The organism is Pseudomonas sp. HMWF021 (genome assembly GCF_003061005.1).
GTDB lineage: Bacteria > Pseudomonadota > Gammaproteobacteria > Pseudomonadales > Pseudomonadaceae > Aquipseudomonas.
This window is the reverse complement of record NZ_QAIK01000040.1, coordinates 85,046-103,374: the sequence shown is the minus strand read 5'-3', so window position 1 is coordinate 103,374 and position 18,329 is coordinate 85,046. Positions and strand designations below refer to the sequence as shown.

Sequence of the window (18,329 nt, the reverse complement as noted above, 5' to 3'; positions counted from 1 at the left end):
CCGCCTCAAAAGAGGCGGTTTTTTTATGCCTGAAGCTTTTATGTGACTGATGAAACCCTAGCCCATCATGTCCTTGATCATGCGTTCCTGCTCCATCAGCTCGCGCTGGCGCGCATCGATCCGCGAGGACAGCGGGAAGTTGCTGCCCGCCTTGCGCTTGGCGAAGTCGAGCTGCTGGATCGCCTGGCGATAGTCGCCCACCAGCGCGAAGTATTCGGCCCGAGCCTGATGCAGGCCGATGATATTGCCGGACAGGCCGCGGGTTTCGGCAACCTGATACCAAACGTCCGGATCGTTCGGGCGGGACTTGAGCAAACCTTCGAGCGCTTTCTCCGCATCGGCGGTGCGATTCTGCTTCAACAATAGATCGACGCGAATCTGATTCAGCGGGTAATTGCCCGGATATTGCGTGAGCATCCGGTCAACCCGTGTCTGCGCATCCGGCAGGCGATTGTTGGTGATGTCCAGATCGATCTGCGCGAGGTTGTAGATGATCTCGTTGGGGGATTTGGCCAGCAGTTGCTTGAGGTTCTCTCGCGCCTCATTGAGCTGACCACCCTTGATCTGGGCGATTGCCAGACCGTAGCGCGCCACATCGTTTTTCGGATTCTCGTCAAGTTGCGCGCGGAAACGCTTGGCGCCCAGTCCCGGAGTTTCTTCGTAGATCAACTGAACGCGGGCGCGGATCAGCTGATAGCGCATGCTGTCTTCGATGCCGCCCGCCGGCGCTTGTTCTGCGCGGTTGCGGGTGTCGGCGATACGCGATTCGGTCACCGGGTGAGTCAGCAGAAATTCCGGCGGCTTGGCGTCGAAGCGGTATTGACGCATCAGGCGTTCAAACATGGTCGGCATCGAGCGTGGATCGTATCCGGCCTTTTCCAGATTAAGGATGCCGATACGGTCGGCTTCCTGTTCGTTCTGGCGCGAGAAGGTACGCTGCGATTGAATGGCTGCGGCCTGACTACCGGCGATGGTCGCGATCCCGGCATCCCCGCCACCGGCGGCGGCAATCACGATGCCGGCCAGCAGCGCCGCCATCATTGGCACCTGCATCCGCTGCGAGGCTTCGACGCCGCGAGCAAAGTGACGTTGCGACAAGTGAGCCAATTCGTGGGCCAGTACCGAGGCATATTCGCCCTCGGTCTGCGCGTTGAGAAAGAGACCGCCGTTAACCCCGACGACCCCGCCCGGTGCCGCGAAGGCGTTGAGTTGCGGGCTGTTGATCAGGATGAATTCCAGGCGTCGGTCGGTGACCTGGCTGGTTTCCACCAGCTTATAGACGCTGGACTCGACGTAATCCTTGAGCTGCGGGTCGTTGAGCTGTGCAACCTGGCTGCGCAACATTGCCAGCCAGGCGCGGCCGAGCTGGTATTCCTGTTGCGGTGAGACAATGGCAGAACTGGCGTCGCCAAGTGACGGCAGATCGTCGGCAAAGCCCGGTGAGGCGAGCAGGCAAGCGAGCGTCAGCAGGGTAGGGCGCAGAAATGTCATGCACAAAGCCTTAGAAGACAAAGACCTTACTGTAGCCGGACACCGGGCCTGCGACCAGATATTCTAGGCGCCTCAACCACCTGAACCGGAGTGACGCAATGACTGACGCTGTAGCCCATGACTGTGAACTGGACGCCAGTGGCCTGAATTGCCCGTTGCCGTTGCTCAAGGCCAAAATGGAGCTGAACAAGCTGCCCAGCGGCGCGGTGCTCAAGGTGATCGCCACGGATGCGGGGTCGCAGCGCGACTTCCGCACCTTTGCCCGTTTGGCCGGTCATACGCTGCTGCGCGAGGAAGACGAAGCGGGCGTCTACCGTTACTGGTTGAAAAAAGCCTGAAACCGACAGCGTAAAAGACCTAAGGATTATTGATGTTCAAAGTGTTACGCGACTGGATTCAGCGCTATTTTTCCGATGAAGAGGCGGTGGTGCTGGCAGTGCTGCTGTTTCTCGCCTTCACCGCAGTGCTCACCCTCGGCGGCATGCTCGCACCGGTATTGGCCGGGATGGTGCTGGCGTATCTGATGCAGGGGCTGGTGGTGGCCCTTGAACGCATGCGTGTGCCGGGGGCGGCGGCGGTAGGGCTGGTGTTTGCGCTGTTCATGGGCGTATTGCTGGTGTTCATCGTGGTGGTGGTGCCGCTGCTCTGGCATCAGTTGATCACACTGTTCAACGAGCTGCCGGGGATGCTCGCCAAATGGCAGTCTCTGCTGCTGTTGCTGCCTGAGCGTTACCCGCATCTGGTCTCCGATGAGCAGGTGCTGCAGGCCATCGAAGCGGCGCGTGGCGAAATCGGCAAATTCGGACAGTGGGCGCTGACGTTTTCCCTGTCGAGTCTGCCGCTGCTGGTCAACATCATGATCTATCTGGTGCTGGTGCCGATCCTGGTGTTCTTCTTCCTCAAGGATCGGGCCATGATCGGCGAATGGGTGCGCGGTTATCTGCCTCGTGAGCGGGCGCTGATCACCCGCGTGGCGCAGGAAATGAACCGGCAGATTGCCAACTACATTCGCGGCAAGGTCATCGAGATCGTGATCTGTGGCGGCGTGACCTACATCGCCTTCGTCGCTCTCGGGCTCAACTATGCGGCGCTGTTGGCGTTGCTGGTCGGGGTGTCGGTGGTGGTGCCGTACGTCGGCGCGGTGGTGGTCACCGTGCCGGTGTTGCTGATTGCGCTGTTCCAGTGGGGCTGGAGTGACCAGTTCATTTATCTGATGGCGGTCTACGGAATCATTCAGACGCTGGATGGCAACGTGCTGGTGCCGTTGCTGTTTTCCGAAGCGGTCAATCTGCACCCGGTGGCGATCATCTGCGCAGTGCTGCTGTTCGGCGGGTTGTGGGGGTTCTGGGGAGTGTTTTTTGCGATTCCGCTGGCGACGCTGTTCAAGGCCGTGCTGGATGCGTGGCCGCGCAAGGAGCCGGTTGTGGCTCCGTTGCTATAAAAGCAAAAAGATCGCAGCCAGCACCGCATCCACATGCCCCGGCACTTTCACGCCGCGCCATTCCTGACGCAGTACACCGTTCCTGTCGATCAGGAACGTGCTGCGATCAACGCCCAGGTATTCCTTGCCATACAGTTTCTTCAACTTGATCACGTCGAACAGTGCGCAGACAGTTTCGTCCTTGTCGCTGATCAGCTCGAACGGAAACTCCTGCTTGCACTTGAAGTTCTCGTGGGACTTCAGGCTGTCGCGGGAAATGCCGAAAATTTCCGTGTTGGCAGCCTGGAACGCCGCGTATTGATCGCGAAAGCCCTGGCCTTCGGTGGTGCAACCCGGGGTGCTGTCCTTCGGGTAGAAATAGATCACCACTTGCTTGCCCTTCAGGGCAGACAGGCTGACGGTCTGCCCGCTGGTGGCAGGTGCTTCGAAATCCGCAACCGGTTGGTCGATGACAACGGCCATGAAAGCTTCCTTACATTGGGTTTTGTGGGCGCCAAGGCTCGATCAGGGCATCCAGGTTCATGGCGTCGGCGAAATCCAGGAACTGGTCGCGCAGCCAGCTGATCTGGGTGCCGGCCGGCAACGTCACGGTGAACGTGGCGTTGAGCATGGTGCCGCCGGTCTGCGGGGCCTGATAGGTGTCGCAGGTCAGGTTTTCCAGCTCGACGTTGTGATCCATGAAGAACTGGCACAGTTCATTGATGATGTCCGGGCGATACGCCGAGCTGACATAAGCCACATAGGGCAGGGCCTGCGGGCGGTTTTCCAGTGCCGCGCTGCGCACCACGTTGACGGTGAAGGCGTGGCGCTTGGCCAGGGTCGGCAGGCTGCCTTCGAGGCGAGCCAGGGCGTCCCAGCTGCCGGAGATTTCCAGCACCAGGGCGCTGCACTCGCCGTGGCGGGTCAGGCGGGAGGTGACGACGGCGCAGCGATTTTCATGGCTGGCGCGGCACAGGACGTTAGTCAGCTCCATGGGGTTGGCGCCAAGGGCACTGATGACAAGGAATTGTTCGCGAACTGTGGGGGTGGACATGCAGCATTCCTAAAGCGATGAGCGGTCGGTAGGTCGATGGGCGTTGGCCGTCGGGGGAGCATCCGCGCGTGCCGATTCAGAAAGCCCCGGGCCACGGCTCGCAATTCGCTCCAATAATGGTGGAGCGTGCAGCAGCGACGCTGGAACGGGACCTGGGAGGCCGAAAAGGGAGGCTGGAACCCGGCGTACAAGCTGATCTGTACCGATCAAAGTCTGAAGGGTAGCGAAAACCGACGCCAAGGGGAATGGCGGCGCAGTACTTCGCTTGTGCAAGCATCTTGGCGCCAGTACCATTACCGCTCTCTTTTTCCGGCAGGAGCGTTTTCATGATTCGGGGCAGTATGGTGGCACTGGTCACACCCATGGATGCACAAGGGCGTCTTGACTGGGACAGCCTCCGAAAACTCGTGGACTTCCACCTTGAAAACGGTACCCACGCCATTGTCGCGGTCGGTACTACCGGCGAGTCGGCGACCCTTGATGTAGAAGAGCACATCGCCGTCATCAAAGCCGTGGTCAAACAGGTTGCTGGCCGCATCCCGGTGATCGCCGGTACTGGCGCCAACTCGACCCGCGAAGCCGTCGAGCTGACCCGCAACGCCAAGGAAGCCGGCGCCGACGCCTGCCTGCTGGTGGTGCCGTACTACAACAAGCCGACTCAGGAAGGCCTGTACCAGCACTTCAAGCACATTGCCGAAGCGGTCGACATTCCACAGATTCTGTACAACGTTCCCGGCCGCACCTCCTGCGACATGCAGGCCGAGACCGTGATTCGCCTGTCCACCGTGCCGAACATCATCGGCATCAAGGAAGCCACCGGCGACCTGAAACGCGCCAAAGCCATCATCGACGGCGTGAGCAAGGACTTCATCGTGCTGTCCGGCGATGATCCGACCGCGGTCGAGCTGATCCTGCTGGGTGGCAAAGGCAACATCTCCGTAACCGCCAACGTCGCCCCGCGCGAAATGGCCGACCTGTGCGAGGCTGCGCTGAACGGCGACGCCGAGACCGCACGGGCGATCAACGAAAAACTGATGCCGCTGCACAAGGACCTGTTCATCGAAGCCAACCCGATTCCGGTGAAGTGGGCTTTGGTTGAAATGGGCCTGATGCACGAAGGCATCCGCCTGCCGCTGACCTGGCTGAGCGCTCCTTGTCATGAAACGCTTCGCACGGCCCTGCGCCAGTGCAGCGTCCTGGTTTAATTGAGGAAGTACAACGCATGAAGCGAATGGCCGGACTTTCCGCACTTGCCTTGATTATCTCCAGCACCAGTGGCTGCGGATGGGTCTGGGGCCCGGAAGGTTATTTCCGTGACCGTGGTAGCGATTACCTGGAAGCGCAACAGACTGCACCGATGCAACTGCCACCGAATGTCAGCACCTCCAAGCGTCTGGATCCGCTGTTGCCGATCCCGCGCAACGTGGCCGATGACACCGCCAAGGGCGAATACGTGGTGCCGCGCCCGCAACCGCTGACAGCGGTTGCCGATGCGACCGACTACTCGCTGCAGAAGAGCGGTGACTCGCGTTGGGTCGTGGCCCAGCACCCGCCGGCCGAAGTCTGGCCAGTGGCGGTGCAGTTCTTCCAGGACAACGGTTTCCGTCTGGATGAACAGCGCCCGCAAACCGGTGAATTCACCACCACCTGGCAGCATTCCGACGAATTGTCCGCCGCTGTGGCCAAGCGCCTGAGCGCCGCCGGTGTCGGTTCCGACAGCGAAACCCGCGTGCGGGTGCGTATCGAGCCAGGCGTGCAGCGCAACACCAGTGAAATCTACGTGGTCAGCGCCGAGCGTCCTGCCGGCAGCACCGCCGACGTCGATTTCACCAACCGTTCGGTCAATACTGGCCTGGACGCTGCGCTGGTCGACGACATGCTCGCGAGCATGAGCCGGATCTCCGAGAAGGGCGGTTCGGTGTCGATGCTGGCTTCGCGTGATTTCGATACCCCAAGCCGTGTCAGCCTCAGCGAAGACGGCAGCGGTAACCCGGTACTGAACGTCGGTCCGGACCTGGATCGTGCCTGGTCGAGCGTCGGTCGTGCGCTGGAACAAGGTCAGTGGCGCGTTGAAGACATCAACCGCAGCCTGGGCCTGTACTACATCAACCTGGCCGAAAAAGCCGAGAAGAAGGACGACAAGCCTGGTTTCTTCAGCAGCCTGTTCGGCAGTGCGCCGACCAAGGAAGAAGTTGAAGCCCGCGCCGAGCGTTATCAGGTTCGCCTGAGCAAGGTCGGTGAAAACGTTCAGGTCACCGTGGAGAAGAACATCAACACCGTGGCGCCGGCCGATGTGGCGCGCAAAGTGTTGAGCGTGATTCAGGACAATCTGGGCTGATCACATGCGCTTTGCCGTTCTCGGCAGCGGTAGCCAAGGGAACGGCACGCTGATCGCCAGTGCTGATACGTATGTGCTGGTGGATTGTGGTTTTTCCCTGCGGGAAACCGAAAAACGCCTGTTGCGCCTGGGTGTGAACCCGGCGCAACTGAGCGCGATACTCGTAACCCACGAACATGCCGATCACGTGCATGGCGTGGGTTTGCTGTCTCGGCGCTACAATCTGCCGGTCTACCTCAGTCGCGGCACACTGCGCGGGATGCGCAAACCGATCGAACCGGCAGGTTTTCTGGCCGGTGGCGAGCAACTGCAGATCGGTGCACTGAACATCGGGGTCATTGCCGTGGCTCATGATGCGCAGGAGCCGACCCAGTATGTATTCAGCGATAACGAGCAGCGGCGCTTCGGCCTGCTGACCGACCTGGGTTCCTACTGCGAGCGGGTGCTGGACGGCTATCGGGATCTCGATGCGTTGATGATCGAGTCCAACCACTGCCGCGACATGCTGGCCCGTGGTCATTACCCGTACTTTCTCAAGCAGCGGGTGGGCGGCGAGCTGGGACATTTGAACAACCACCAGGCGGCATTCCTGGTGGCCGAGTTGGGGTGGCAGGGCTTGCAGCATCTGGTTCTCGCCCACCTGAGCAGCAAGAACAACCTGCCGCAGCTGGCCCGGCAATGTTTCGTCGACACCCTCGGGTGCGACCCGGACTGGCTGCAACTGGCCGATCAAGATTCAGGGCTCGACTGGCGCCATATCGCCTAGCCCATCTACTTAGCAAGCGGAGCCCATCATGGAAAAACGTGAAGAACTCTACCGCGGCAAAGCCAAATCGGTTTACAAGACCGACGACGCTGACCGCTTGATCCTGCTGTTTCGCAACGACACCTCGGCGTTCGACGGCAAGCGCATCGAGCAGCTCGACCGCAAAGGCATGGTGAACAACAAGTTCAACGCCTTCATCATGCAGAAACTCGAAGCGGCCGGCATTCCGACCCAGTTCGACAAACTGCTGGGCGACAACGAATGCCTGGTGAAGAAACTGGACATGATCCCGGTTGAATGCGTCGTGCGTAACTACGCCGCCGGCAGCCTGGTAAAGCGTCTGGGCGTCGAAGAGGGCATGAAGCTCAATCCGTACACCTTCGAACTGTTCCTGAAGGACGACGCCAAGGGTGACCCGTTCATCAACGAATCCCACGTCGTGGCATTCGGCTGGGGCACCGCCGAGCAACTGGCGCGCATGAAAGAACTGTCGCTCAAGGTCAACGAAGTCCTGAGCAAACTGTTCGACGACGCAGGCCTGCTGCTGGTGGACTTCAAGCTGGAGTTCGGCGTGTTCAGCGACGGCTCCATCGTCCTGGGCGACGAGTTCAGCCCGGACGGCTGCCGTCTGTGGGACAAGGACACCAGGAAGAAGATGGACAAGGACCGCTTCCGCCAAGGCCTCGGTGACGTCATCGAAGCCTACGAAGAAGTCGCCAATCGTCTGGGTGTACCGCTTTAATCGACGCAAGCATCTGATAGCACGAAGAAATTTTCGAAAGAGGGTTTGCTTTCGGCAGAAGTGTTGTTATGATGCGCGCCGTTGGAGAGATGCCAGAGTGGCCGAATGGGACGGATTCGAAATCCGTTGTACCTTCACCGGTACCTAGGGTTCGAATCCCTATCTCTCCGCCATACATGAAAAAGCCCCGCAGCTGAGAAGCTGCGGGGCTTTTTTGCTTTTCGCCCCAAGCCCTACAGTCAAGGCCACGCAGATGTTCATCTGCGCGGCCTTGATTGCTTCAGCGGGCCAGTCGGGCCGTCATATTTCCTTGACTGGCGTCTCACCCTGCACAGCCTTGATCAGTTCGATCACATGCAGGCAGTCCGCCTTGTTCACGTACGACTCGCCGCTGGCGATGGTCTCGTGGTTTCCCGCTCTGAGTCTCCAGCGCCATTGTCCTTTGCCGGTGCTTGGGGTGCCTCTGGATTGGCGGTATATCTCGAAATACATTCAGTTCGCTCCATGCGATGGGTGACTGCGACAGCCTTTGTGACGCATTGTCGCAAGCCTAGCGGAGCAGGACTTTTTGGCTATCGGGGATTTGTTTCCAATCGTTGGCAAATGTTTCCCGAGAGTGCGGCCTAGAGCGTGCGGTTTGGCATCCGGATTGGCCAAAATGTCACTGTTTCGCCCTTGCATCGCTATCGTCGCTACTGCTTAATACGGGACGGCTCATGGCGTCGAATAGTGTTCGGCGACCGAAAACCACTATAAAAAGAGCACTCCCTTGACTCAGCACGGAACGCAGCAGGCTGCACCGGTGAAGTTGTCGCTGGTTGTCCCTGTTTTCAACGAAGAAGACAGCCTTGACGGCTTTCTTCTGCGCATCGATGAAGTCTTTCGGCAACAGGCGTCCATCGACCTGGAACTGGTGTTCGTCAACGACGGCAGTACGGATGCCACGTTGCAACGCCTGCTTGATCGTCAGTTGCAGGACTCACGGCTGCGCATCGTCGACCTGAGCCGCAACTTTGGCAAGGAGGCAGCATTGTCTGCCGGGCTGCAGACGGCTACCGGCCAGATCATCGTTCCCATCGACGCCGATCTGCAGGACCCCCCTGAAGTCATCCTGCAAATGATCGAGCGCTGGCGCGATGGCTACGAAGTCGTGCTCGGCCATCGCGTCAGCCGCCACAGCGACACCTGGGCGAAGCAGACCTCAGCTCACTGGTTCTACCGTCTGCACAACAGGATTGCCGAGCAACCCCTGCCGGAAAACGTCGGCGACTTCCGTCTGATGGACCGCTGCGTGGTGGATGCGCTGCTGACCCTGCCCGAATCCCGGCGTTTCATGAAAGGCCTGTTCGCCTGGGTCGGGTTTCGCACCACGCATGTCGATTACGAGCGTCCTGAGCGCGTGGCGGGGCAGAGCAAATTCAATGGCTGGCGGTTGTGGAATTTCGCGCTGGAAGGTATCACCAGTTTCAGCACCGAGCCTCTGCGGATCTGGACGTACATCGGTGCCATGGTTTCACTGGTGTCTTTCGCGTTCGCCATTTTCATTGTGGTGCGCACGCTGATCCATGGCGTCGATATGCCCGGTTATGCCTCGCTCATGGTGGCTGTGACGTTTCTCGGTGGCCTGCAACTGATCGGCATCGGCGTGCTCGGTGAGTACCTGGGCCGCACTTATATCGAATCCAAACGCCGGCCGGTTTTTCTGGTGCGCCGTATCTACGACCCGAAGGACTGACAGATGGATCTCAAGGAAACCGATATCCTCGGCGACAGCATCGGTGAGCATTGGTATTACAGCTCAAAAGCGGCAGCAACCCGTCGTCTGCTGGGTGACAGCCCCGTCAGACGCATCCTCGACGTAGGCGCCGGTTCAGGCTTTTTCTCCCATGACCTGCTGACCCGTACCTCTGCGCAGGAAGCATGGTGCGTCGATATCAGCTATCCATCCGATTCCGATGCGACCATCGCTGGTAAAGCGCTGCATTACCGGCGTGATATCGAGGCCATCGACGCCGATCTGGTGCTGCTGATGGATGTGCTGGAGCATGTGGACGATGACCTTGGCCTGCTCAGATCCTACGTCGACAAAGTGCCGTCCGGCAGCCGCTTTCTGATGACCGTGCCAGCGTTCCAGTTCCTGTGGAGCGCCCACGACGACTTTCTTGAGCACAAGCGTCGCTACACCCTGGCGCAGTTTGAAACCCTGTCCCGTGACGCCGGATTGACCGTGCAGCGCGGCGCCTATTATTTCGGCGCGGTGTTCCCGATTGCAGCGGCGTTGCGTTTGCTGCCAAGCGGTTCCCGGGCGCAAGCGCCGCGTTCTCAGCTCAAGCGCCATCATCCGGCAGTCAACCGTGTGCTCAAGACGCTTTGCCATCTCGAGTTGCCACTGCTGGGGCGTAATCGTCTGGCGGGATTGAGCGTGTTCGTCCTGGCGCACAAACCGTGACCCAAAGCGACAGAACACAATTGATCCAGCGCGGCTTGCGCTTTGCCGTGACCGGTTTGTTCGTCACCGCTTTGCACGCACTGGTCGCCGTGCTGTTGATCAACTTCATCAATGCGCAACCACCCCTGGCCAATGGCGCAGCTTTCGTGGTGGCGACAGTGGTGTCGTACGTGATCAACACCACCTGGAGTTTTTCCGCCCGATTGCATGGCAAAACCCTGCGGCGTTTTCTGCTGGTCTCCGCCGGAGGTTTTCTGCTGGCGATGCTGGTTGCGTGGGCTGCGCAAATGGCCGGGTTGAATTATCTGTTGGGCATCGTCGCCGTGGCGTTGACGATTCCGGCATTCACGTTTGTCTTGCACAACTTCTGGACTTATCGATGAAGCTTTTTGCGACACGTCGGCTGACGTCGCTGCTGCCCGTACTCCTGGGAATCCTGGCGTTTTTCATCGTGGTCGGCCCGCGTGCCCTGAACCCGATGAACATTGCCTGGCTGGGTGAGGGCGATCCTGCCACGCATTATCAGGGCTGGGTTTTCTTCCGCCATGCTCCCTGGACATTTCCGCTGGGGCTCAATCCGACCTATGGGCTGGAGCTGGGCAACGGGGTGATTTTTTCGGATTCCAATCCGCTGCTGGCCTTTATTTTCAAGCCGTTCTCGGCGCTGCTCCCTGAGCCTTTTCAGTATTTCGGCCTGTGGCTGTTGACGTGTTTCGTATTGCAGAGCTGGTTTGCCTGGAAGCTGATCGGGCTGTTCAGTCGTGAAGTCGCGCTGCGCCTGATCGGTGCCGGGCTGTTTTTGTTTGTCCCGGCGATGATTATCCGAATGGGCGTGCATTTGTCCCTGGGCGGGCATTTTCTGGTGTTGGCGGCGCTTTATCTGGCCCTGCGCCCCTTTACGCCAAAGCGCTGTCTGGCGTGGGGCGCGTTGCTGGCGGCGGCTGCTTTGGTGCATGCGTATTTTCTGGCGATGATCGCGCTGATCTGGCTCGCCGACCTTGCAACCAAGGCGCTGCAACGACGGCTGACCCCGGGCAAGGTGTTGATCGAAGGCGTCGGCCTGTTCCTGTTGGTCAGTTTCTGTTGCTGGCAAGCGGGGTATTTCAGTGTTGGCGACAGCGGTCTGGCATTGATGGGCTACGGATTGTTTCGGGCCAACGTGCTGACCTTTTTCGATGCGGGTGTCTGGTCCTACTCCCTGCAGGACATGCCGGGCGTCCTGGGCGATGGCGATGGATTCGCCTTTCTGGGGCTCGGGACTCTTTTTCTGCTGGCCTGTGCGATGGCGCCAGTGCTGCAGGGGACGCTCGATTCTGGGGCCAAGGTGCGCCGCTATCCTCTGTTCTTTCTCGCGCTGATAGCCCTGGCGGTATTCGCTTTCTCCAACAACATCGGCGTAGGGCCTTTTGAATTGCAGATTCCGCTGCCCGATGCCGTCGTCGCTGTGGCCACCGTTTTCCGTGGTTCGGGGCGAATGATCTGGCCGATCATGTACATGACCATTTTCGTGATCCTGTATGCGGTGATACGTGGTCACTCTTCGCGTACCGCTGTGCTGCTGTTGAGTATCGCTCTGGTGATTCAGGTAGCCGATACGCGAGCCGGCTGGGCGGTGTCGCGCAGCTTTTTCATGACCCCGCCGGCGGCCAAATGGAAGACGCCACTGGTTGATCCGTTCTGGGAACAGGCAGCCGGGCACTACAAGGCCGTGCGCTGGCTGCGCCCGCAGAACTATTCGGAACAGTGGATGACGCTGGCCAACTACGCGGGCACCCACCACCTGGCAACAAACGCGGTGTACCTCGGACGCGTCAGCACAGTGGCCACCGAGGCGGCGCAGGCCCAGGCGGAGCGGATGGTGAGCAGCGGAAGTTATGCCCCCGACACCCTTTATGTGCTGGATAACCGCACTGTGTTGCAGGCCGCGCTGACGTTGAATCGCGATACCGATGTGCTGGCCCGGATCGACGGTCTGAACGTATTGGCCCCGGGCTGGAAGCGCTGTGCGGACTGCCCGGCCATTTCGGCGCCGGATCCTGTGACCCTGATTGCGCAGCTGCAGCAGGGCCAGCGGGTGGAGTTCAATGCCACCAGTCTGGCGTCGGTTTACCTGGGCAAAGGCTGGTCGCTCAGCGAGCCATGGGGGACCTGGTCCGACGGCGGCGAGTCGCAGATTATTCTGCGGCCGATGTCCCGGGTGCACTCCCTGTTGCTGGAAACCACGGCGCTGCTCGCGCCGACGCACACCGGGCAATCGCTGGAAATTCTCGTCAACGATGCACCTGTGCTGTCTACCCGGCTGGTCAAGCCTGACGACAATCGTCTGAACATCCAATTGCCCGCCGAAGTGCAGCAGAGTGTGGAGCGCCAGGGCGTGCTGAATATACGTTTGCGATACGCCAACGCCATCAGCCCGGGGGAGCTTGGCCTCAGCAAGGACCCGCGCAAACTGGCCATCGGGATCCAGGCGCTGACGCTGAATTGAAGAAATCCGGATCTGCTCCGGTGCCGGCCCGTAGACGTCGTCCATGGGCCTTTCTACACTGCCTCCAGACTGGGGACGGGGGCTGTGAATGAATCGCAATGAACTACGCAAGGCCGACATCAACCTGATGGTGGTGTTCGAGACGCTGATGCTCGAACGCAACGTGACCCGAGCGGCGGAGAAATTGTTTCTCGGCCAGCCGACCATCAGTTCCGCGCTTAATCGCTTGCGCACCATGCTCAACGATCCCCTGTTCATCCGCGTCGGCCATCGCATGGAACCGACCGCTCGTGCAGAAGACATCTTTCGCCATCTCAAGCCTGCGCTGGATTCGCTGTCGGTGGCCCTGAGCCTGACTCGCGATTTCGACCCGGCGGTGAGTACCATGACCTTTCGTATCGGCCTGTCCGACGACGTCGAATTCGGCCTGTTGCCGCCGTTGCTGCGAGCGCTTCGCCAGGAGGCGCCGAACGTGGTGTTCGTGGTGCAGCATGTCGATTACTGGCGGATTCCCGATCTGCTGGCGGCTGGGGACATCACGGTCGGCATCAGCCAGACCCGTGGCCTGCCGGCCAATGCCAAGCGAAAATTATTGCGGCACATTCAGCCCAGCATCCTGCGCGCCGATGCCTCGGACACGCCGTTGACCCTCGATGAGTATTGCGCCCGTCCCCACGTGCTGGTTTCCCACACGGCCAATGTCAGCGGATTCGCCGACGAGTGGCTGGCAGAACTGGGACGCACCCGTCAGGTTGTGTTGTCGGTGCCGCAATACAGCGCTTTGCCGGCGTTGCTCGCCGGCACCGATCTGATCGCCAGCCTGCCGGACTACACCGCCGCCGCCATGGCGGCTTCCGGTTTGCTGTTCAAGGAACCCTTTCCGTTCAAGACCCCGACGCTCGACCTGTCGATGGTCTGGCTCAGCCATGTCGACAGCGATCCGGCCGAACGCTGGTTACGCTCGCGGCTGGAACAGTTCATGAGCGAGCGACCGCTGACAGCGCCCTGAGCCAAATCAGCCGGTGTGAGATACAACCGCAGACGACGTCAGAAAATCCCGCAGGAGCGTCGGCCATTGCTGTGGTATACGTACGACTTTTCTGCTGATCGTCCGGAGCGCCGCCCATGCCACATCTGCACATGGAATACACCGCCAACTTGCCGCAACTCAATGCCGACGTGGCTTTGATTCGGTTGAACAACACTCTGGTGGGATCCGGTCAGTTCGCGGCGGAGTTCGATATCAAGAGCCGGGCGGTGAAGGTCGAGACGTTCAAGGTCGGAACCGGCATGGGCGAGCGCGCCTTTGTCCACGTGAAGCTGGCGCTGCTCAGCGGGCGTTCGCCGCAGATCAAGAAGCAGCTCTCGGAGAGCCTGCTGGCGGTGTTGCAGGATCTGTGCGAGTGGCCGGCCGGGGTTGAAGTGCAGTTGTGCGTGGAGTTGCTGGATATCGATCGCGATTCCTACACCAAGACTGCCATCGGCGTGTAGGACTCAGGCCGCTTCCAGCTCACTGCACACCTTGATCACCTGTTCGCGCAGCCAGACGTTGGCGCTGTCCTGATCGGCGTTCTGGCTCCACTGCATGTCGAGCGTGAACCCCGGCAGACCGTTCGGCGCCTCGCAGTGGTTGAACACCGTCTCTTTGGTCAGCAGGCGCTGGATGCGCCGGGGCAGGGTGAGGATGAAGTCGGTGCCGGTGATCATCTTCAAGGCTGCGCTGTAGCTGTTGGAGCGCGCAACGATCTGCCGTTTCTGCGCCTGACGCGCCAGCCAGCCGTCGACCATGTTGGTGGTCGATGTCCAGGGTGTCGGAAACACGTGTCGGCGTTCGGTGAACGCCTGCAGGCTCAGGCGCGGTTCCAGTGGCGTGGCGCGCTTGTCGAAGACGCAGACCAGATCATCCTCCAGCAGCATGCGCGATTTCAGATCGGTGTGATTGCGATGGAAGTTGGGGCCGAAACAGATCACCAGGTCGAGGCTGCCGTCGCGCAGTTCATCGGCAGGCACGTCGGTCTCGAACTTGTGCATGTTGACCACTACCGGCAGATCATCGAAGTCGAAACGCTTCAACAGGCGTGGCAGCACCAGTTGCTCGAAGTATTCCGGGGCGCAGATATTGAAAGTCACCGCTTGCCGGGTCGGATCGAAGGCCGGGGCGCCGGCGTGGCACAGGTTGATGCTTTCGAGGATTTTCTGCACATGGCCGTACATGGCGCCGGCCTTGTACGTGGGGCGCATGCCCGTACGGGTGTTGATGAACAGATCGTCTTCGAAACTGGTGCGCAGTTTTTTCAGGCAGTAACTGACGGTGGACTGACTGACGCACAGCGTCTCCGAGACGTCCGTGACGCTGCTTTGCTCATACACGGCGACAAACACCATGAGGTCCTGCATGTCGAGCTTTCTAAGCAAGTTACTGTTCAGCATCCGTTCTGTCTCGCTGTGCTCCTTGCGCCGTTACCGCGCAAACGTGTGCGAACGATCCTAACGGAACGATGGTGCTAGGAGAAAGCCCTGTAGGACTTTTCAATGTCGGTTGTGGGACAGAAAGTTTTAGCAACACGACGCGGCCGGATAAACCTGTGAAAGATGGCAAGAAGCCTCTAGCCCGGCACCTTCATTTCGGTTCAACGGATGTGCCGGGCGTACTGCGATGGGTTGAAGCGCAGCACCATCAGCAACATCACGACCATCACCGCCGTCAGCGACCACCACGCCCATTCAAAGCTGCCCAGCCGGTCGCGAATGATCCCGGCCAGCAGCGGCGAAAGCCCGGCGATCAAGTAGCCGATGCCTTGTACGAATGCGGTCAGGCTGCCCGCGCGTTGAGGGTTGTCGAGGTGATCGAGCGAGACGATCAGGCTCATCGGGAACAACCCGCCAATGCCCAGCCCCAGCAGACAAGGCCACAGCAGGCTCAGGTATTGCGGGCTGAGGATAAGGCCGCAGAAGCCGGCAATGATCAGCAGCAGCAACGCCGTCAGGACTGAACGCCGATCACGGCTGCGGTTGGCGATGGCCGGTATCAGCAGCCCGGAAATCACTTCCATCGCCGTCAGAAAACCCAGCAGCAGCCCGGCGCGTTGTTCGCTCCAGCCTTGTTCCACGTAGTACGGCGCCAGCCACGCGAGTACGCAGGTGTAGGACGCTGTGCCAAGGCCAAAGAAGATTGCCAGCAGCCAGGCGCGGGGATTACCCGCGAAGGACTCTTTTCTTACAGGCGTGCTCTGGCTGGAAGACGCAGGCGATTGCGTCCACCAGACCAGCAGCGCCAACAACGTCAGCACGGTCCAGAATGCCAGCCCGATGCGCCAGCTGCCGGTCTGCACCATCACCAACGGGCCAAACGAGGCGGCCAACGCTGCGCCGCCCATGATCGCGGTGACGTATAACCCCATGCACAGCGCCACATGGTCGGGGAAGCGTGACTTGATCAGTGCCGGCATCAACGCCTGAATCAGGGCAATGCCAATTCCGGCCAGCACTGCGCTGCCAATCAACTGCGCCGCCGAGTCGAGCCACAGCCGCGACAGCGTCGCCAGCCCGATAATCAGCAGCGACACGATCACCGTGCGCTGCTCGCCCAGACGTCGGCTGATGCCGATGCCGAAAAACATCGCCAGCCCCATCGCCATCACCGGCAGCATGGTCAGCAGCGAGGCCATGCTGAAACTCAGCGCAATGTCGCCGCGTATGGCCGACAGCAAGGGGCCGACGGCCGCCATGGACGGGCGCAGATTGAGCGCGACGAGGATGATGCCGAGCATCAGCCAGACAGCGGGGCGGGAAGTGGCGCGGACGTTTTCCATCGGCAGACTCTGATAGCGGAGGCTGTCGATTAGGCGGCGCGGCGCACGTATCGGCAAATCAGATTTTCCGACCATTATTTAAAAACTAAATATCACTCTTCCCCTGTAGGAGCTGCCGAAGGCTGCGATCTTTTGATTTTGTTTTTCAAGACCAAAATCAAGATCAAAAGATCGCAGCCTTCGGCAGCTCCTACACGGGGCGGATTTATCTTGCCAATCACGCTGTAAGACTATTCTTTCTCTCTGGCAGGACATTTCGTTACAGCTCTGACCCAGCGCAGGCGCGTAAACCGCCGGCGGCGATATATACTGCGCGCCATTCTTCAAGGGAGAGCCGTGTGGCCATCGATATTCACTGGATTCGCGACAACGAAAGCCTCGCGCAGTTTTGCGCCGAGTGGCAGCAGCTGCCGTTCGTTGCCCTCGACACCGAATTCATGCGGGTCGACACCTTCTACCCGATTGCCGGCCTGTTGCAGGTTGGCGACGGCAAACGCGCCTACCTGATCGATCCGCTGACCATCGACGCCTGGCAACCGCTGGCCGCGTTGCTGGAAAACCCGGCGGTGCTCAAAGTCCTGCACGCCTGCAGCGAAGACCTCGAAGTCTTGCTGCGCCTGACTGGCAGCCTGCCGGCGCCGCTGTTCGACACGCAATTGGCGGCGGCCTACCTGAACCTCGGATTCTCGATGGGCTATTCGCGGCTGGTGCAGGACGTGCTGGGTATCGAACTGCCGAAGGGCGAAACCCGCTCCGACTGGCTGCAACGCCCGCTGTCCGACACGCAGGTCAGCTACGCGGCCGAAGACGCGGTGCATCTGGCGGAGGTTTTCGTACAGCTGCGGCCGAAACTGTCTGACGACAAATTCGCCTGGGTGCTGGAGGACGGCGCCGAGCTGGTGGCCAACCTGCGCCGCGAGACCGACCCTTACGAGGTCTATCGCGAAGCCAAACTGGCGTGGAAGCTGTCCCGTGCGCAACTGGCAGTGCTGCGTGAGCTGTGCGCCTGGCGTGAAAAAGAGGCCCGCGCCCGTAACCTGCCGCGCAACCGCATCGTCCGTGAGCACTCGCTGTGGCCGCTGGCCCGCACGCAACCGGACAACCTCACCGCGCTGGGCAAGATCGAAGACATGCACCCGCGTACCGTGCGTCAGGACGGTCAATTTCTGCTTGATCTGATCAAGCGCTCTGGCAGTGTGGGGCCTGATCAATGGCCGCCAGCCGTACCGGAGCCATTGCCGGTCGAGGCCGCTGCACTGATCAAGCAACTGCGCGCCCTCGGCCAGGTCGAGGCCGAGCGTCTGGGCATCGCCCCGGAACTGATGCTGCGCAAGAAAACCCTCGAAGCGCTGGTCAAAAGCGGCTTCCCCGAGGGCCCATATCAATTGCCTGAATCGCTGCGTGGCTGGCGCCGCGAACTCATGGGCCAGAAGCTGCTCGACAGCCTGGCTACTGCTGGAGAACAGCCTTGAAACGTATTTGCTCCATTTACCAAAGTTCGAAGAAACCCGGAATGTATCTCTACGTGCTCAAGAGCGATGCTCTGGAGCGCGTACCCGAGGCACTGATGGCGGCTTTCGGCAAGGCGAAGCATTCCTTCGATCTGGTGCTGACGCCCGAGCGTAAGCTGGCGCGTGAGGACATCACCGTGGTCCTGGAAAACCTCGACAAGCAGGGCTACCACCTGCAAATGCCGCCGGCCGAGGACGAGTACATCGAACACCTGCCCGAAGAGTTGCTGCGACGCAACGACCCGGTCTGATCTGCGAGGC

At 60.3% G+C, this 18,329-nt stretch carries 20 protein-coding genes and 1 tRNA gene; 15 read left to right on the top strand and 6 right to left on the bottom strand.

Annotation, left to right across the window (positions count from 1 at the left end):
• Positions 1-57: 57 nt before the first annotated feature.
• A complete protein-coding gene (locus DBR18_RS04715) occupies positions 58-1,491 on the bottom strand; it encodes a M48 family metalloprotease (RefSeq protein ID WP_108589438.1) in 1,434 nt (477 codons plus the stop codon).
• Between the two features lie 98 nt (positions 1,492-1,589).
• On the opposite strand from DBR18_RS04715, the gene DBR18_RS04710 reads away from it, so the two are divergent.
• Positions 1,590-1,829, top strand: a complete 240-nt coding sequence (locus tag DBR18_RS04710; RefSeq protein ID WP_007963279.1) for a sulfurtransferase TusA family protein — start codon at positions 1,590-1,592, stop codon at positions 1,827-1,829.
• Positions 1,830-1,861: 32 nt separating this feature from the next.
• Entirely contained in the window at positions 1,862-2,932 is a 1,071-nt protein-coding gene (locus DBR18_RS04705) for an AI-2E family transporter (protein WP_108589437.1), read from the top strand.
• Here the strand turns inward: DBR18_RS04705 and DBR18_RS04700 are convergent.
• Positions 2,927-3,394: a peroxiredoxin gene (locus tag DBR18_RS04700; protein WP_108589436.1), complete on the bottom strand. Its 468-nt coding sequence runs from the start codon at positions 3,392-3,394 to the stop codon at positions 2,927-2,929. The two genes, DBR18_RS04705 and DBR18_RS04700, sit on opposite strands and share 6 nt — an antisense overlap.
• Before the next feature lie 10 nt (positions 3,395-3,404).
• Entirely contained in the window at positions 3,405-3,965 is a 561-nt protein-coding gene (locus DBR18_RS04695) for a glycine cleavage system protein R (RefSeq protein WP_007963284.1), read from the bottom strand.
• Between the two features lie 326 nt (positions 3,966-4,291).
• On the opposite strand from DBR18_RS04695, the gene dapA reads away from it, so the two are divergent.
• The 5 genes from dapA (at position 4,292) to DBR18_RS04665 (ending at position 7,984) form a co-directional block, all read left to right on the top strand.
• On the top strand, positions 4,292-5,170 hold the full coding sequence (gene dapA / locus DBR18_RS04685) for a 4-hydroxy-tetrahydrodipicolinate synthase (protein WP_007963285.1): 879 nt from the start codon (positions 4,292-4,294) through the stop codon (positions 5,168-5,170).
• Positions 5,171-5,187: 17 nt separating this feature from the next.
• Positions 5,188-6,303, top strand: coding sequence for an outer membrane protein assembly factor BamC (gene bamC / locus DBR18_RS04680; RefSeq protein WP_108589435.1), 1,116 nt, complete (start codon positions 5,188-5,190; stop codon positions 6,301-6,303).
• Between the two features lie 4 nt (positions 6,304-6,307).
• The gene (locus DBR18_RS04675; protein ID WP_102354439.1) at positions 6,308-7,069 is read left to right on the top strand and encodes an MBL fold metallo-hydrolase; all 762 of its coding nucleotides are present in this window, start codon (positions 6,308-6,310) and stop codon (positions 7,067-7,069) included.
• A 28-nt stretch (positions 7,070-7,097) separates the two neighbouring features.
• Positions 7,098-7,811: a phosphoribosylaminoimidazolesuccinocarboxamide synthase gene (gene purC / locus DBR18_RS04670; RefSeq protein ID WP_108589434.1), complete on the top strand. Its 714-nt coding sequence runs from the start codon at positions 7,098-7,100 to the stop codon at positions 7,809-7,811.
• Positions 7,812-7,894: 83 nt separating this feature from the next.
• Positions 7,895-7,984, top strand: a tRNA-Ser gene (locus DBR18_RS04665).
• A gap of 127 nt (positions 7,985-8,111) precedes the next feature.
• Here DBR18_RS04665 and DBR18_RS04660 read toward each other — a convergent pair.
• Entirely contained in the window at positions 8,112-8,303 is a 192-nt protein-coding gene (locus DBR18_RS04660; RefSeq protein WP_064119674.1) for a DUF1508 domain-containing protein, read from the bottom strand.
• Positions 8,304-8,580: 277 nt separating this feature from the next.
• Here DBR18_RS04660 and DBR18_RS04655 point away from each other — a divergent pair, with 277 nt between their 5' ends.
• From DBR18_RS04655 to DBR18_RS04630, 6 genes are all read left to right on the top strand, one after another.
• Positions 8,581-9,546 (top strand): glycosyltransferase family 2 protein, encoded by a 966-nt coding sequence (locus DBR18_RS04655; RefSeq protein WP_108589433.1) that lies wholly within the window; start codon positions 8,581-8,583, stop codon positions 9,544-9,546.
• Positions 9,547-9,549: 3 nt separating this feature from the next.
• The gene (locus tag DBR18_RS04650) at positions 9,550-10,260 is read left to right on the top strand and encodes a bifunctional 2-polyprenyl-6-hydroxyphenol methylase/3-demethylubiquinol 3-O-methyltransferase UbiG (RefSeq protein WP_108589432.1); all 711 of its coding nucleotides are present in this window, start codon (positions 9,550-9,552) and stop codon (positions 10,258-10,260) included.
• On the top strand, positions 10,257-10,643 hold the full coding sequence (locus tag DBR18_RS04645) for a GtrA family protein (protein ID WP_108589431.1): 387 nt from the start codon (positions 10,257-10,259) through the stop codon (positions 10,641-10,643). Before DBR18_RS04650 ends, DBR18_RS04645 begins: the two co-directional genes overlap by 4 nt.
• On the top strand, positions 10,640-12,745 hold the full coding sequence (locus DBR18_RS04640) for a DUF6311 domain-containing protein (protein ID WP_108589430.1): 2,106 nt from the start codon (positions 10,640-10,642) through the stop codon (positions 12,743-12,745). The genes DBR18_RS04645 and DBR18_RS04640 overlap by 4 nt, the downstream gene beginning before the upstream one ends.
• A gap of 88 nt (positions 12,746-12,833) precedes the next feature.
• Complete coding sequence (locus tag DBR18_RS04635) at positions 12,834-13,754, top strand: LysR substrate-binding domain-containing protein (RefSeq protein WP_108589429.1); 921 nt, start codon at positions 12,834-12,836, stop codon at positions 13,752-13,754.
• A 116-nt stretch (positions 13,755-13,870) separates the two neighbouring features.
• Positions 13,871-14,236 carry a 5-carboxymethyl-2-hydroxymuconate Delta-isomerase gene (locus DBR18_RS04630; protein ID WP_041070350.1) on the top strand — a complete coding sequence of 122 codons (366 nt, stop codon included), beginning with the start codon at positions 13,871-13,873 and terminating at the stop codon, positions 14,234-14,236.
• Positions 14,237-14,239: 3 nt separating this feature from the next.
• Here the strand turns inward: DBR18_RS04630 and DBR18_RS04625 are convergent, their stop codons facing one another.
• A complete protein-coding gene (locus DBR18_RS04625; protein WP_108589428.1) occupies positions 14,240-15,175 on the bottom strand; it encodes a LysR family transcriptional regulator in 936 nt (311 codons plus the stop codon).
• A gap of 200 nt (positions 15,176-15,375) precedes the next feature.
• A complete protein-coding gene (locus DBR18_RS04620; RefSeq protein ID WP_108589427.1) occupies positions 15,376-16,557 on the bottom strand; it encodes a cyanate transporter in 1,182 nt (393 codons plus the stop codon).
• A 338-nt stretch (positions 16,558-16,895) separates the two neighbouring features.
• On the opposite strand from DBR18_RS04620, the gene rnd reads away from it, so the two are divergent.
• Both rnd and DBR18_RS04605 read left to right on the top strand, forming a co-directional pair.
• Positions 16,896-18,029: a ribonuclease D gene (gene rnd / locus DBR18_RS04610; protein ID WP_108589426.1), complete on the top strand. Its 1,134-nt coding sequence runs from the start codon at positions 16,896-16,898 to the stop codon at positions 18,027-18,029.
• Positions 18,026-18,319 carry a YcgL domain-containing protein gene (locus DBR18_RS04605; protein WP_108589425.1) on the top strand — a complete coding sequence of 98 codons (294 nt, stop codon included), beginning with the start codon at positions 18,026-18,028 and terminating at the stop codon, positions 18,317-18,319. Before rnd ends, DBR18_RS04605 begins: the two co-directional genes overlap by 4 nt.
• The last annotated feature ends 10 nt before the right edge of the window (positions 18,320-18,329 follow it).

What these genes read in the sequence shown, in the direction of transcription:
- DBR18_RS04715 (WP_108589438.1), bottom strand. Translation starts at nt 1,491, where the DNA reads ATGACATTTCTGCGCCCTACCCTGCTGACGCTCGCTTGCCTGCTCGCC.
- DBR18_RS04710 (WP_007963279.1), top strand. Translation starts at nt 1,590, where the DNA reads ATGACTGACGCTGTAGCCCATGACTGTGAACTGGACGCCAGTGGCCTG.
- DBR18_RS04705 (WP_108589437.1), top strand. Translation starts at nt 1,862, where the DNA reads ATGTTCAAAGTGTTACGCGACTGGATTCAGCGCTATTTTTCCGATGAA.
- DBR18_RS04700 (WP_108589436.1), bottom strand. Translation starts at nt 3,394, where the DNA reads ATGGCCGTTGTCATCGACCAACCGGTTGCGGATTTCGAAGCACCTGCC.
- DBR18_RS04695 (WP_007963284.1), bottom strand. Translation starts at nt 3,965, where the DNA reads ATGTCCACCCCCACAGTTCGCGAACAATTCCTTGTCATCAGTGCCCTT.
- dapA (WP_007963285.1), top strand. Translation starts at nt 4,292, where the DNA reads ATGATTCGGGGCAGTATGGTGGCACTGGTCACACCCATGGATGCACAA.
- bamC (WP_108589435.1), top strand. Translation starts at nt 5,188, where the DNA reads ATGAAGCGAATGGCCGGACTTTCCGCACTTGCCTTGATTATCTCCAGC.
- DBR18_RS04675 (WP_102354439.1), top strand. Translation starts at nt 6,308, where the DNA reads ATGCGCTTTGCCGTTCTCGGCAGCGGTAGCCAAGGGAACGGCACGCTG.
- purC (WP_108589434.1), top strand. Translation starts at nt 7,098, where the DNA reads ATGGAAAAACGTGAAGAACTCTACCGCGGCAAAGCCAAATCGGTTTAC.
- DBR18_RS04660 (WP_064119674.1), bottom strand. Translation starts at nt 8,303, where the DNA reads ATGTATTTCGAGATATACCGCCAATCCAGAGGCACCCCAAGCACCGGC.
- DBR18_RS04650 (WP_108589432.1), top strand. Translation starts at nt 9,550, where the DNA reads ATGGATCTCAAGGAAACCGATATCCTCGGCGACAGCATCGGTGAGCAT.
- DBR18_RS04640 (WP_108589430.1), top strand. Translation starts at nt 10,640, where the DNA reads ATGAAGCTTTTTGCGACACGTCGGCTGACGTCGCTGCTGCCCGTACTC.
- DBR18_RS04635 (WP_108589429.1), top strand. Translation starts at nt 12,834, where the DNA reads ATGAATCGCAATGAACTACGCAAGGCCGACATCAACCTGATGGTGGTG.
- DBR18_RS04630 (WP_041070350.1), top strand. Translation starts at nt 13,871, where the DNA reads ATGCCACATCTGCACATGGAATACACCGCCAACTTGCCGCAACTCAAT.
- DBR18_RS04625 (WP_108589428.1), bottom strand. Translation starts at nt 15,175, where the DNA reads ATGCTGAACAGTAACTTGCTTAGAAAGCTCGACATGCAGGACCTCATG.
- DBR18_RS04620 (WP_108589427.1), bottom strand. Translation starts at nt 16,557, where the DNA reads ATGGAAAACGTCCGCGCCACTTCCCGCCCCGCTGTCTGGCTGATGCTC.